At 39.5% G+C, this 15,837-nt stretch carries 8 protein-coding genes and 2 pseudogenes; 1 reads left to right on the forward strand and 9 read right to left on the reverse strand.

Features of this window, described 5'->3' with window-relative positions:
• Positions 1-22: 22 nt before the first annotated feature.
• The 9 genes and pseudogenes from CDG56_RS07995 to CDG56_RS08040 all read right to left on the reverse strand — a co-directional run bounded on the left by CDG56_RS07995 (position 23) and on the right by CDG56_RS08040 (position 15,224).
• Positions 23-517, reverse strand: a complete 495-nt coding sequence (locus CDG56_RS07995; protein ID WP_087536132.1) for a hypothetical protein — start codon at positions 515-517, stop codon at positions 23-25.
• 236 nt (positions 518-753) lie between these two features.
• Positions 754-4,767: an SdrD B-like domain-containing protein gene (locus CDG56_RS08000; RefSeq protein WP_087547528.1), complete on the reverse strand. Its 4,014-nt coding sequence runs from the start codon at positions 4,765-4,767 to the stop codon at positions 754-756.
• Positions 4,754-7,441 carry a hypothetical protein gene (locus tag CDG56_RS08005; RefSeq protein ID WP_087547529.1) on the reverse strand — a complete coding sequence of 896 codons (2,688 nt, stop codon included), beginning with the start codon at positions 7,439-7,441 and terminating at the stop codon, positions 4,754-4,756. Before CDG56_RS08005 ends, CDG56_RS08000 begins: the two co-directional genes overlap by 14 nt.
• Positions 7,442-7,460: 19 nt before the next feature.
• Positions 7,461-10,121 carry a DUF11 domain-containing protein gene (locus CDG56_RS08010; RefSeq protein ID WP_087547530.1) on the reverse strand — a complete coding sequence of 887 codons (2,661 nt, stop codon included), beginning with the start codon at positions 10,119-10,121 and terminating at the stop codon, positions 7,461-7,463.
• A gap of 294 nt (positions 10,122-10,415) precedes the next feature.
• Positions 10,416-10,649, reverse strand: a pseudogene (locus tag CDG56_RS08020) (peroxidase); the annotation flags it as partial.
• An 84-nt stretch (positions 10,650-10,733) separates the two neighbouring features.
• Positions 10,734-11,522, reverse strand: coding sequence for a formate dehydrogenase accessory sulfurtransferase FdhD (fdhD, locus tag CDG56_RS08025; protein WP_087547532.1), 789 nt, complete (start codon positions 11,520-11,522; stop codon positions 10,734-10,736).
• 26 nt (positions 11,523-11,548) lie between these two features.
• Positions 11,549-13,957, reverse strand: coding sequence for an FdhF/YdeP family oxidoreductase (locus CDG56_RS08030; protein WP_171295130.1), 2,409 nt, complete (start codon positions 13,955-13,957; stop codon positions 11,549-11,551).
• Positions 13,958-14,181: 224 nt separating this feature from the next.
• Entirely contained in the window at positions 14,182-14,355 is a 174-nt protein-coding gene (locus tag CDG56_RS16890; RefSeq protein ID WP_143225229.1) for a cbb3-type cytochrome oxidase assembly protein, read from the reverse strand.
• A 44-nt stretch (positions 14,356-14,399) separates the two neighbouring features.
• The gene (locus CDG56_RS08040) at positions 14,400-15,224 is read right to left on the reverse strand and encodes a hypothetical protein (protein WP_087547534.1); all 825 of its coding nucleotides are present in this window, start codon (positions 15,222-15,224) and stop codon (positions 14,400-14,402) included.
• Between the two features lie 151 nt (positions 15,225-15,375).
• On the opposite strand from CDG56_RS08040, the pseudogene CDG56_RS17155 reads away from it, so the two are divergent.
• A pseudogene (locus tag CDG56_RS17155) lies at positions 15,376-15,692 on the forward strand (cytochrome ubiquinol oxidase subunit I); the annotation flags it as partial.
• Positions 15,693-15,837: the final 145 nt, after the last annotated feature.

Here is a 15,837-nt window from a genome sequence, read left to right on the forward strand (position 1 = left end):
TGAATATTCAATGTCAGTTTGTTTAATTTTTGGTTTTGTCACTGTTAATACGCGTTTGTGCTGATACCGTTACAGATTTCCCAGCCGGAAGTTCTGCGATCGTCCAACGTAATGCACGATAATCTTTCAGTGGAACATTCACCATTTGATTACCCTCTTTGCGTTTTAAAGGCATCGGGGCAAAATTTGTACCGTCTGTACTTGCTTGCGCGTTTTCTGGCTCAGATTTCGCCAAAAATAAAGTTTCTACGGGTATTGGTAACGTCGCAGCTAAGTTTTTAATTTTTCCTGATGTATTATTTGTATACGTTGCACGATACTCAATTACATCATTTGGCTTCACTTTATTGACTAACTTAGCTACTGGCTTCCCATCTGTGCTTACACTAATGAGATAGGTTTTTAATTCTACGGATACAGGATCTTTTGCAACTTTAGTTTCAGCAGAAACACTAACCGCCAAAACCAAACTAGCTGCACCAAGTAAACCTTTTTTCCAATTATCTTTTAAATGCATGTTTATTGTTTCCACACTCAACATCCTAAACTTCTGAACATATTCTATTCTATAGACAAAGTTCAAAATAATTTTTAACATTACTAAAATACAATACTTTTATGTATTTTTGTTGAAAAAAATCACTTTTTTTGTAAAAAAACATCTACTGGTTCAAACAATTGAAAAACTCTATACCAGCTATCAGCACAAAGTATGCCAAGTAAATAATATTTTCGACATACTTTATCTATTATTTACTGTTGAGACACACAAAATCTCAGAGTACCTGAAGCTGATGGATTTAATGACCCAGTCAACCCCCACTCAAGAGAAGAACCAGAAGCGCTTGTATTACAAGTATTTCCACTTGGTGTCAGTCCACAACTTACACTACCAAAATTGGTACCAATTGGTAAACTATCCTTCACTTTTACGTTCTGTAATTTCTTGGTACTGTTATTTTTATAGGTGATCTCATATTCTAAATTATTCTGCTTAGCAGCTTGATTCGTGATGACAAATGGATTTGTATCGGAAGAAGTAGATGGACAACTGCTTACTGTACGTACCTTTTTTGTCAGTGTCAAACCAGCACTGCCAATTAGTGTCACATCCTGACGTTTAAGCGTTTGCCCTGGAATCGTTTGTGATGGATTTGTCAGAGCAAATTGATAGTTTGCTTGAAGAGTTCCAATATGTTGTGCGCCCGCAACAACATTAGTTGGCACATGAACTCGCTGTACTAAACAAATATCAGCACCTGGCTGTAATAGAACAGTACTTGCAGCAGTTGGGTTAAATACAACTTCACCCATATCTACTTGACCATTACAGTTCGTATCTCGATAAACCAATGCTTGCCAAGGTTGATCGGCGCTAGCATTTGGTCGCTGAGTCTGAGTCTGTACTAATTGAGTGAGTTGAACTGGAATTTGTGTGCTTAAACGGTGAGGATAGTCCGTGACATCTCCAGCAATAGCTGTATGCTGCCCATCTTCATTCAACACAACATTAACAATCACATCACCAAAATTATTTGCTGCATAGCTTGTCGCACTTGTCTTGGTTAAAGCAATTGTATCTGATGAACGGGTGTAGCCCGTTGCGCCACTGACAGAAATATATTCAGGTAAATTCTGCTGAACAATACAAAATGATGATGGCAACAAGCTTTGTTCAATTGAGAAAGCATAATCACCATTTGCACTTGTCACTGTTGAAGCTAGTTGTGTAGTAGTATTACAGTTAATCAAACGAATTTTGCTATTTGCAATCCCAACTTCACCTGCATCTTGTATGCCATTATATGCTTTACTCGCATCTAGCGTTGTTCCGCTATTATCAACAAATACTCGTCCAGTAATATCAACGTAAATAAGCTTCGTATTTGTAAACGTACAAGTAATATCGGCGCCCTCTTTTATGCGAACAGCGGGAATCGTCACAATATTATTTACACGCGTCCAAAAAGTACCTGTATTCCCTGTTACACCGCTATTTGCATCTACACAGCTAACACCTGATAAAACATATCCTGCTAAAGCACTTTCTGTAAAAGAAACATCTGTATTCAATGTTTGCGCCCAAAGCTGTTGTGCAGAGGTTGCTGTGGTTCCTGCTGTGACTGTAGTTACAGAATCCGTGGTAACTGCTGTTGTACTATTTACAAGATTGCTAAGATTAATATAGTTAAACGTACCCGTCCCATTCACAGAGTTTTTAGCAATTTTAATTTTTGCACCATCTATAATGTTAATACTGACAGGAACACCTGTACCTGTGACTGTGTCATAGTTTGCAGTCGAACAATTCCCACTTAAAGACAAACCAATTGGTCCATAACCACCTGCGGAGTTTTCTGCATCCGACCCTGATAAATTGTAGGTATTACGATTGACGATACGATAGCTAATGCGATGATAACCAGCACTGAAGGCGGAAGCTGTGGTAACAGTTACACCACCTGGTGCCCATCCGTTTGTGCTCGCCACGACATTACCATCCACCATAATATATGCGCCATCATCCACGCCAACACTCGTATTTCCAGTACAAACTGTTAATGTTTGCGAACTCGGAATATAGACCCCTGTGGTAAATTCCCAAGCACGGCGGTTATCGGCAGTCTGCATTGTAGGGAGTGATACCGTTCTTTCAGCAGCTGCCCCCATATTGCCAATAATGCGTTGGATCATGGGTGCAGCGGTGCTGCTGGATGCCAAATAAACTGAGTCGCCGAGTGCTGGCCCACCATAGGAAAGATAAGCACCCGTCGGGCTAGCTTGGCTTGGAGGCCAAGCTGCTGCAAGTGAACTTCCCTGATTTACATTACTGCCTACAGGCGTACTTCCCCCAGTTCCTTCATAACCCACCCAAAAGGCACCATTGGTTGTTGACTCATTTTGCTGGTTGCTACCCCAAACCTTATACAGTGTTTCGCCTGCGCCGCTACCCGGGTTAAACTCATCACTCGAAACTTTAACGGTCGCTTGCTGAGCAGTACCTGTAGAGGAAGCCGCTGTTGTGCTGTAACTCACAGATAATTGTTTTGTAGCTCCATTCGCCACGCTCCCTAAAGGGCATGTCCAGTTGCTACCACTTTGGGCACACACCCCCCCACCGACAACACTTACACCCGTTACTGTCACACCAGTTTGTGGTGCGGCAATATAGGTTGCGATGGCATTGGTTGCATCGTTCGGCCCTTCATTTTTAATATTGATGGTTTGTGTACCAACTCGTCCTCGTACAATCGTGGGTAAATCAGGAGTAATTGTAAAACGAGCTTCCTTAACCGCTGGATCAGGTGTCGGGGCTACAATGATCGCATTGACTGAACTACTGACAGGCGCATTCGATGAGGTTGACTCTATTGTTGCTGTATTGGTTAACGTACCTGCTGCGGTTGCTGTACCCTGAATCGTGATTATACAGGTTGCAGTTGTTGCTCCCGTAAATAGCCCAGAGACTTTCCAGCCTGCGGTATTATCGCCTGTTAATGTAGGAGTACAGGAGGTAGTAAGAGGGCTTGAACCTCCTGTACCTTGTGTCGTAGCTGGTGTTCCGACAATAGAAACATTTTTTAAACTGACTGGGAGTGTGTCATTAAAAGGTAAATTTACAACTGTGCCACCCAATGTTGCACCTGATGGCGTATTGTTGGTAATTTCCAATTGATATTGCATTAATGAACCGAGAGGCACATTGTTCAACTGAGTTGATACAAATGTGCTTGTGTTGCCTACACGTTGTTTTTTAACCAAGGTGACATCACTATCAGCGTCCATACTGGACATACCAAAGAAAAAAGCATCGCCTGTTGTTAATAAGTAATTTGGAGCAGATGTCCGCTTATCACCATCTCCACGAACATAAATATCAAAATTTAATTCCGTAATAGCTTTACCTTTGATATACACGCTACCACTTGCACCATTAAGAGTTGATTGTGATGTAATTTTATCTGCGGTATTAATAATATTATTGCCATTCACAGCAAAATTTTTATTTCCTGCAATCCGTTGCAATATAACTGGAGTATTACTAGTTGTTAATGTAAATTCGGCAGAAAAACCTAAATCATTATTTGCTGTTGCATTATCTGTTCCAGCTCCCATCCCCGATGCTTGTAAAATAGGATTATTTACAGGACGATTAAATACTATTTTGATTGCTCCAATTTTTACTCGACCTTTATATGCATTTGTCACATCTCTTAATGATTTGGTCTTTACAATCATTGCCACGCCCTGATTGGCTGTTACCTCAATTCCACCATTTGTGCTTGCACATGCAACTTTATCCATACCATTACTACAACTTGTTGGTGCATTTTGCAGGGAAGCTGCAAACATAGTATTTCCGCCACCACCAATTGCATTTAAATCTTTAAGAACAGAACTTGTAGATATTACTCCTGAACTAGTATCTAGCGTTCCCCCCATAACTATATCCGGGTCAGCTGCTGTAGCTAATGAATTTGTCACAGTATAAGTAACTGTAGTAGTCGGAGCATATGTTGTGCCTACATTATCAGTTGGGTTATTTGTATTTAACTTAAAAGTATGCGTTACAGGACCTTGTGTTGGCCCATTTCCTGAACCTGAGTTTCCAAAAATCTCAATCGTTGGCGGTGCAGCCAATACAGCTTGACTACACATCAAACAAGTTAAGATAAACAAAACCAAAGTATATATATAACTAACTTTATGATTCATCATGCTGTAATTAGAGATATTCTTTTTCATTTTTTGCTTACTGACCCACATAGCGCACCCCAAAACTAAATTCGTAACTTTGGTTTGCAGCTACACTATTTAATGTTCCTGAAACCGCACCAGCATTACCGACTGAGGGAGCAGTCATACTACTACATGATGTGCAGATAGGTGATTGAGATAAAACTGTATAGGCAGGCGTCATGTCTCTAAAGGTAAATGCAGTACTCATAGCAGTCGCACTTGTATTGGTTAAAATCACCTTATACAAAACACATTGACCTTGGCCATTTGCTTGTTTACCGATATTGAGACTATTTGTTGTATAGGACTCATCAGCTGTGCCATTACAATCAAAATCACGTGCTTGCAACTTACTCAACTTCAATTGTCTCTGATTCACTGTAGTTACATCAGTAATTGATGCCAAAACTTGACCATTAGCATTATTCGTTAAATTAATCGTGGTGGTATTCGCTTGGGCAATATTATTTGCTACAAGATTTTTAACCTGAAGCAATAATTTGACTTGTGTATGTGCTGCTAATTTTCCACCCGGCAAGTCAGCTAAACTTCTCATCACCAAATCCCCAGCATCAAAAACACCATTTCCATTTACGTCATAGAAAAGAGTGCTGTTAAACTCAACCTGATCGTTATTCGAAAGAAAACTATAGTTCCCTGTAAAATCAACATCAGTATTATTGATTAAAAGATGACTATAAATGACGGTGCCTAATGGCGAGACTTGTCCACGAGAATTTGGAGTGAATTCTACTTTAGCTACAGAATTGACACTTTGAATAGTAATCGCATCCATAATAATATCTTGGCTCGGATTACTACTATTATTACCACTTACAAAACTTGTAGAAAGAGCGCGGAAATAGATCGGTGTAGTTACACTACTGTTCAATTGATCCACTTCAACAACAGCACAGATTAACTGACTTTCACCATTATTCAGATAGATGGTTTTACCTGTTTCGCTACCCATGACACTACAGTTTGAACCATTTCCAGAAACATAAAAACGAACACGGTTCACACCATTAGGCAAAGTTAAGCTTGTAAAATTACTCGTCGAGTTCGCACTAAGTAAATATTCAGTTCCAATACCAATATGGCTCACTTTTAATGGAAATATTGCTTGCCCACCGGCAACAGGATTGGTACTTGTTGCGGCAATCACGATTTTCCACGGATTACCAGCATTATCAACATTCCCATTACCCGAACCATTATTTTCAGGACTATTCGTCAAATCAACTAAACGTGCTACCGTTGTGGCAAGTAAATTACCCTGATCTTTAATCAAACTCGTTTTGCTAATATCACCTAAAGACTGAGCTTGAGGTAAAACTTCGAATGTCGTATCAGTCGTTACAGCATAACTACTAGGTAAACGTACTTTAACAACGATTGGTAAATTTACGCCTGCGGATAATAAACCTGTATCAGGAATACCATCTCCATTGCTATCTAATAATGGGGTTACGCCATCTGCACGATAAAATTCAATTTGGCTACCTGTCGGAAATGTACTACCTGTCATTGTTACATTAAATACATCAGTATTATTACCATTATTCCAAACATAGTTATTAAAGCTAAGCTCCCCACCTTGAGCCGCAGCAGAAGCAAAAACCGTAGCACTATTGTTTGCATCAGTTGCACTACCATTAATTTTGACAGCATAAATTGAAGCAACATTAAGTACAGCTATGTTACTGAGATCAGATATATTTGCTGTTGTTGTATTATTATCATGATCATACCCAAAATTAACGGTATTATTAATTGGTCCAGCAGTTGTTTTATTTACTTTAACTTTAAATTCAATATAGCCAGTTGTATTTGCTGGTACTGAGCTAATGACTGCAGTTACAGTATTTGATGTCACACTGTAATTGATTCCTGCTGGATCGTTACTCCCAGTACTTGGATTTACAGTTGTACCGTTCCAATTCTCACCAGCATTTAGTTGATAAACCAAACTTGAATTGAGTGTATCTGTTAAAGTTACAGAGCCTGTCGCTGTACTACCTAAATTTTGATAATCTAAACGAACGGTAACAACGTCTCCATTTGCCACGCTTGTTTGAGAAAACTTTTTACGAACAACTAAAGCAGACTGATTCGTAACAGTTGCTGTATCGACATTGGTCTTTGTTCCAGATGCACTATTTAAAGAATTTACAGTTAATGTTAATGATCCATTTTGACTAACCGTTGCACCACTCGGTACATTTGCCGCCACAATAAGACCAACTGACTCGCCCGCACTTAAAGAATAAGAAGTAATCGCTGCGCCATCAGGCACGCCATCATTATCTTTATCTAAAAATACAGATAGATTACTGTAGTCATAGCTATCTCCAGTATTATTTGTTACTGCAAAGGTATACTGGTCGACTTCATTACCCGTGTTAGTCAAAGTATGGTTAAAATATACAGTCTGACCCGCTACGACATTTTTAGTATTATTTGCCGTCAAATTAACAGAATAAACTGGAAGAATCGTTGTTTGAACTAAATTCGAACGGCTGACTTGAACAACGGTTGAACCTTCTTCAGTGTACTCACCGATCGCCATATTACTAATGATTTGGCGTGTAGGAACAGCAGCAGAGCTAGACTGATACACTCCCAACAAAGTAACCAACAAAATCCCTAAAGTGATCTTGCTATTGCGGATATTTTCTAATGTATTGATTATATTCATCTTCTAGCATCCGCCTAACTTAAGGTGTAACCTGAATAGAAAAATACAACGCTGCTTGCTCCTGTGGTGCAAGTGCTCCAATATTTCCAGATATTTGATCTCCACTCACAGCTACAGAACCCTTACTCACTGACGGCGGCAATGCATTTCGCAAAATACTATAAGCAGGTACAACATCATTAATCACAACATTCGCTGCTGGTGTTGAACCATCATTTTTAATTGTTAAACGATAGGTAACGCATTGATTTGGCTTAATCGTCAATGGGTTACTTGCATAGGTCGCAGTGGCAACATTCATAAGTGCACATGCTTCATCTTTAGACTGTTCTTTGGTCAGACGAAGTTGCGTAGGATCAACTGTTGTTAAATCTGTATTTTGAATTGTTGTAAGTGTTAAACCTTGGATTGTATTCGTGGCAGAGACGACGATATTTGCTGCACTAGAAATACCATTTACTGCAGTTAATGGAGCTTGAACTTTTAAAATTAGTTGAACTGAACTTTGAGGGTTTAATCCACCTGTTATAGACAAATCAGTAGCGATCGGATCTGTAGTATCTAATACACCATTATTATTGGCATCGTAATACAAAGTATAAATAAAACCATCATTAATGTTTTGAGGGACTACGCTAAGACTTACTTTTCCGCTTGTATCACCTTCAACAAATGTACCCATATTTTTTAATGTATGCAGATATACAACCGTACCGCCGACATTAATCCGCCCTTGTTGATCATTTGCTAAAGTCAACTTGCGTACTGCTACATCAACTTGATCTTTAATACTATCACCTTGAGCATTCATCGGTGATTTCATAGCAAACCAAATTGGTAAACTTGTTAAAGTCGTATTTGCAGGAACAGTGACAACGGCACAATACTGTTTAGTTGTTCCAGCCGCCATGTTGCCAGTACTGGTAATTTCACCTTGTAAGGTCTGACATGTTGCATCACCATTATAAAACTTCACTACCCAATCTGTTGGTAATGTCGTATTGATACTATTAATGTCAATCTCTGTACTCGATGCATACAAATTATAATTATTTGAGGCCGTGCTATTATTCCGAATAACAAGTGGGAAAACAGCGGTTGCACCTTTTACAGCATTTTTCACCAATAAGGCTTGCCCACCTGAACCAGTAACGTTTCCAACTCCCACACCTGAATTGTTACTGTTATACAAATCGCTTTCGCCCACAGCAACTGTATTAACTAATCGATCACGCGTACTATTTTTTACACTAGTGTCTGTTACGGAAGTCGCGGTAATGTCGAAATCCATTGTACTTGTAGAAGTACAATTCGCTGGGAAATAAACCCCTAATTTAATTCTTTTTGAAGTGCCGTTAGCCAATCCACCTGTATCAATGACACCATCGCCATTAGTATCTGTCAGCAATGTCCGACCATCTGCATGATATAAACGAACTACAGCACAACTTGGTACGTTACTTTTAACGAAGCTTAAATTATAAGTATCTGTCGCCTGCCCTGTATTCCAAACATAATTATCAAACTGGATTTCTTTTGCTACACCCCCGAAAGTATTGTTTTGGGTTTGTAAGTTATTCAAGCCACCGTTTGGCTCTCCGTCATCATTCGCGTTACTTGGGCTATTATTAAGTACAACACCTAAGGTTTGCTGAACGTTAAAAATTACAGTATTGGTTAGCGTATTTTTCAGAATAGCATTTGATGCATTGTATTGTTGATAATCGGCGGTATTCGCAACTTTTTCGGCAGCATTCGCATTCACAGTGACTTTAAAACTCACCGTACCTTTACTTAAAGCTGCCACACTTGCAAGCTCTACATCTACTTGCCCATTACTCACTTTATATTTTATTGGCGCATTTGCACCCGTCTCAACATCATCAGCATCAGTTAACGATCCTGAACCATTCCCCCAACTACCGCTACCCAATTTATATGTTACATCTGTAGCTAATATATCTCTTAATACGAGTCTTGCTGCCGCAGTACCCGTATTTGTATACGCTAAGGTATAAGTAATTTCCGTGCCAGTTTTACCTGTGCTGATATTCTGTGATTTCGTCACTTGAATTACAGCATCATCCACAACTTTTGCTGTATCACTTACGGTCATAGCGATTGCATTATCATGCTGGCTTGTAGCTGTTAAAGTAAAATTAGCGACGTTATTTGCAGTTAGGTTGGTTGGGATACTTCCAACGACAATTAATGAGGCAAACTCGCCACCTTCTAAGCGAAAACTTGTGGTTGAATTCAGTAAATTATTATTATCATCAGGCTCGCCATTCTGATCCCGATCGATGTAAACTGCGATATTTTCCAGATCAAATTGATCATTCGTTAACTGAGTAAGGCTTAATTTATAGTCGTCTACAATGTTACCAGTATTGGTTAAAACATGCGGGAAGTTAACTTTGCTTCCAATAGTCCCGATATTTTGTTGATTACTTTGTAAAGTTAAAGAGTAAATTGGTTGAACAGTTAAAATAACTGCATTTGAATTAATAACTTGCAAATTACCTTGTTCATCATAGAAGTCACCACTTGCAATATTGGTGATACTACTTCCTGCTTTTGGTTGAGCAAATGCAATAGAACTATGAAATCCAATAAACAAGCCAAATAAAGCGATAAATGAAGTTTTTGAGACAGCACTTTTTTTGAATCGGCTTATCATGTTTCATAACCCACAAAAATGTAAAATTGATTTTTTATTGATAAATTGTACGGTTTTATTGACAATCTTCACGAAAGAATACTACAAAAATATCGACTTGAACACGCAAATTAACAAAAAGGTGATTTTTTTCTTACAGACTATCATTTGTAAAAAACCTGTAGATGCCTGTTATAGTAAAACCGTTTTATTATTCATACATTTGTTGAAAAAGAAGCGAAATAATTGATCAATTGAATCAACCAACCACTCTTTACGCTTGCATTTAACCTATGCATCGACAGATCTCAAAAATTTATTTAAATCTGCAAACAGCAAATCCCAAGCATTTGAGCCAATCCCCACCGAAGCACTGAAATTACTGTTTGGAAAACGATTGCTTAGACTGCGGACCAACGCTCAGAAATTAGAGAGAAAATCGATCACTCCTGAATGATCAGGATTGGTATTGATTCCAAGTACGATAAATAAAGCATTTTAACCTGAAAGATTATTGATCACAGGTTGAGGTCTTAAAGGTATATTCATAATATTTGGGAATAAAAAAACTTAATGCTCATATCCTACACAAATCAATGCATTAGAAATCAAGCAAATCACAAATTTTTACTATTATTGCGTATATAAAACAAAGCTATCACCACGGCAAAAACTGGCCAAGGTCAGATTTAATTTTTTTGCCATCTCAATCGCCATACTGGTTGGTGCGGAAATAGTTGCCAATAGTCCAATATTATATTGTGCGCATTTACGAATCAGCTCATAACTGGCACGGCTGGTCATCACCACAAAACCCTCCTTAACATTCAACTTTTGCTCTGCCAGATGGCCGAGTAATTTATCTAAGGCATTGTGTCGCCCGACATCCTCAAATAGCACCACAATTTGTCCTTTCACCACCCAAGCCGCAGCATGTGCACCACCAGTGAGTTCACTAATTCTTTGTCTGGCTTTCAGTTGAGCAATGGCACTTGGAATTTGATTAAGCCACACAGATGGAACTTTGCTACTGACCAACGGCAGCTCGGAATAGAATTGCTTTAAACTCTCAATCCCACACAAACCACAGCCTGTACGTCCCACCATCATTCGGCGATGCTCTTTGAGCGCCATAAATGCACGAGAGGAAATCGTCATATCGACTTCAACCCCTAATGAATTGTGACGAATCTCAAGTGAATATAGCTCGCTTAGACTATGCAATATCCCTTCCGAAAGGCTAAAACCTTTGGCAAATACCTCAAGGTCCGACGGTGTTGCCATCATCACGGCATGGGAAATTCCATTGTAAATCAGTGCAACAGGATACTCCTGAACGATATAATCCATATCATTTTCAGAATGATCCTGATGAAAACGATGCACTTGCATCGTTTCATAGCCACGTGTTTTGGTATCCACAATTGACCTCTTCTCTATCCGTGCAACTATGCGCCACTAACGCGTTCATTGGCGTGTTCAGGATCAACTGCAATCGCTAAGTTAAAATGTTCAGGCGCCTGACCCGCATGCAGGATCACAGGGATGCTTTTTGATGCCGGAATTTTGGCGTATTTATCATGACTACCCAATGCTACCAATGGATTGGTTTCAGGATAATAAGCCGCCAGACTACCTTGCGGGATGTTATAAGGCACGATACGGAAACTATGGACAATCCGTTTAACCCCATCCGAGAACACACTTTCGATATCGACCCACTGATCAGCCTCAAAGCCTGCTGCATCGATATCCGCCTGATTCATAAATAACACTCTGCGTTGCCCGAATACACCACGATAGCGGTCATCCAAACCATATAATGTAGTGTTATATTGGTCATGCGAACGTGTGGTCATCAAGGTATAAACTTGTTGATCACTATAAGCTGCGGCATACTGATTTTCTTTATCTTCATATACTTCAGCCAATGGTGTAATCAAAAATTGTGCTTTACCGCTTGGCGTATTCCAGACATGCTGATTGGCTGGATGCTCTAAATGAAAACCATTCGGTTGATAGACCCGTTGATTGAAGTCATGAAACTCATCAAAAACATCGGCAATCGAATCACGAATACGATCATAACTTTCAATATACCAACGCCATTTCACTTGACTGTTAGGCAAAGCCGCTTCAGCCATACGGGCTACAATATCAGGCTCAGATAAGATATTTTCAGAGATTGGTGGATTACGTCCCGCTGAAAGATGCACATTACTCATCGAATCTTCTACTGAAATCGCTTGAGGTCCATGCATCTGCATATCCACTTCGGTACGCCCTAAACACGGCAGCATCAAAGCATCTTTACCACACACCAGATGGCTACGATTCAACTTGGTCGTGATATTGACCGTTAAATTACAACGGCGTAAAGCTTCTTGAGTATAAGGTGTATCAGGCGTTGCGACCGCAAAGTTTCCGCCTAAACCAATAAAGACTTTTACATCACCTTCATACATCGCCTTGATGGTATCGACCACACCAAAACCATGTTTACGCGGCGACTTGATGCCAAATACGCGATCAATACTATCGAGTAGCTTATCACTTGGGTTTTCATTGATACCCATAGTACGGTCACCCTGCACATTGCTATGCCCACGCACTGGACAAAGCCCCGAACCTGGCCGTCCGATATGTCCTCTTGCTAACATCAGATTCGCCAGCATGTGAATATTGGCTGTGCCATGCCTGTGTTGGGTAATTCCCATACCCCAACAGAAAATGGCGGTTTTTGCCTCCAAATACATCTTGGCAATTGATTCTAAATGCTCAGGTGAAAGCCCTGTATGCTTATGAATTTCAGACCAAGCCGTACCATCAATCTCAGCCAGCATCTCATCAAAACCAATCGTATTCATTTCAATGAAGCTACGATCAAAAACACTTGATTTTCCTTTAGCCCGTGCCTTTCTATCCCACTCCAATAAATGCTTCATCACCCCAAACATCAGCGCATAGTCACCACCAATTTTAGGTTGGAAATAGTAACGGCTGATTGGCGTACTGCCATTGGTCATCATTTCCAGTGGTGCTTGCGGGTCTTGAAAACGCTCTAGGCCACGTTCTTTGATCGGGTTAATCGCAACAATGTTACCACCGCGTCTTGAGACCTCTCTCAAGGTTGCTAACATACGTGGATGGTTGGTGCCTGGATTATGCCCAAAGCTAAAAATGGCATCTGCTTGATCGAAATCATCCAAAATGACCGTGCCCTTACCTAAACCAATCGCATCTTTTAAGCCAACACTGGTGGTTTCGTGGCACATATTGGAACAATCAGGAAAGTTATTGGTCCCGAAGCTTCTGACAAAAAGTTGATATAAAAAAGCCGCTTCGTTACTGGCACGACCAGACGTATAAAATGCAGCTTGATCAGGGTGATCGAGTGCTTGTAGATGTTTAGCAATCAACTGGAAGGCTTCATCCCAAGAAATCGGCACATATTTATCTGACACAGAGTCATAACGCATCGGGTCAGTTAAACGTCCAAGGTCTTCCAGATAGAAATCATTCTGTTCAGCCAGCCAACTCACGGTATGCTGTGCAAAAAATTCAGGAGTCACTGTTTTACTGGTGGCTTCAAAAGCAACGGCTTTAGCACCATTCTCACAAAAGTTAAAAGCATGCGCATCTTTTTTTTCAGGCCACGCACAACCCGGACAATCAAAACCTGTAGGTTGATTAATATTCAGTAAAGTAATCGAACCTTTTTTTAAAATATCTTGCCTTTTTAGATTTCGAGCGACACTCAGTAATGCGCCCCATCCACCTGCGGGTTGGGTATAGGGTTCAATTCTGGCAAAATTAGTATTTTCTTGCTTATGAATGGTTTGTTCTGAGTTATCAATCATGTTGCCCTCATCTGAGCTATTTTTTAACATTTGCTACAGATAGGATTAACATGAATTATGCTTCTTATCTATTCTTGATTTGTCTCATTCGAACAATTAGAGCGTTAAAATCTCTCTTGATTTTAACAATTACAACCAAGCCCAAAACAAAAAACTTACTGGCAATTGCTCAAAATCACCAGTAAAAGAGAAAAACCAAGCTTAGGATTAAAAAACATAAGCTATTGCTTCGATTGAGCTGATGATTGTACATGAGCAGCATTTTGCTTCTGTTGCGATGGCATATAATCAGGTTGGTTGCTCACAGCCAGAAAGAAAAAGACTAAAAATAAACAACCCAATAAAATACTGATTCCAACCGCAAGGTATGGGAATTTTGATTGCTGTTGAGACATAAGTTCTGCTCCTATTGAAAGACTAAAATTTAATTCATAACAATCTACATAGTGGATAGAGCCTTAAAACTAGCGCCATTTTGAATACGGGTTTGCATGTATTCGGCATAGACCGATAACTTTTCAAAAATATGTTCCGAATAGAACATATCCTCGATTAAATGTGCCGCTTGGGCCGGACTAAACTGACCAATCTTCGCGACTAGATTTGCATTAAGACTGGAAAACAAAGTACATAAGCTTTTGTGTGCTTCATCTTTGTTTTTAAATAGCAGCCTACGCATATCAATCAATTCATCATTGAGCATGCTTGGCCTACGATCAGCGTGAATCACATCAATTTTTACATCAAAACAATCTTCTAGGATTTGAATCTGTTGCTGATCTAAAGATAAATGTGTAACCAAGAAAATATGAAAAATATCTGTACGACACAATGCTTTGACTAAACAACGGAACAGAAAATCTTGCTCTGCTTTTGCATCATCGACCAGCTCGATATAAAGCTTGAGGCTATGGATGACATCTTCGATTTTAAGATTGACACTTTTCTCAGCTTGATAGTATTGATTCAATATCTTAAGTACAGAGGATGAGACTGGCGTGGTATAAATCACAGGCTGATTTAAATTAGCAATCATAAATGGTGCAAATAAATAGGCGAGATTATTATCATTTTCCACTATTTCAGCTTGAGCAATATAAGCGACCTTCTCCTTAGAAAAATCTCTCAGTATCTTGCCCCTTAATAAAGTGGCTTCCAGATTTACATATTCTAGACTTAGCTGTTGTTGTACTGCTTGCGAAGGGACTTTGCTTTGAAAAAGCTGAGTCAACGCATTAAGTTCTTTAGTGATAAACATAGTCATACGCTATTCAGTCCGAATTAGTGTCATTCAAACGACTTACAATGCTTGATCAATATTTAACACACTGCATCGTTGCTTGATGCTATTTTGAATCAGGTACAAACAACTGAATAGCTACAGAGTTTCGCTAAAAAAATATAACAGATCATTTATGAATCTTGGTCTAACTGCTTTAGAATTAGCTCGAATACAGTTTGCATTTACTGTTTCATTTCACATTATCTTTCCTGCCGCCTCGATTGGTCTCGCTTGTTTTCTTGCTATGCTGGAATGCAAATGGCTATGTAGTCAAAATCCCATTTATAATGCGGGGTTCCTCGGCATCATGCTCTTTGGTTGGGGACGGGTCAACCCCAAAGCGCATTTTTTGCTACCCTCATGGTTGCAATCGGCATCTGTATTTCCATGTTTTGGATAGTATCCTCTAACAGTTGGATGCAAACACCGCAAGACTTTAGCATAGAAAGTCGTACTGAGTATTTCGGAATAAAGTCCGTATTGATGATGAAGGCTATCACTAGGAGCTTTGTATGAAAATAAAATCGCTGCATTTAAATCCAGCCCAATGGTTTATAATCTTATGGTTATTCGGATTTTTTGCACTCGCCATCTT

The organism is Acinetobacter sp. WCHA39, assembly GCF_002165385.1.
Taxonomy (GTDB): domain Bacteria; phylum Pseudomonadota; class Gammaproteobacteria; order Pseudomonadales; family Moraxellaceae; genus Acinetobacter.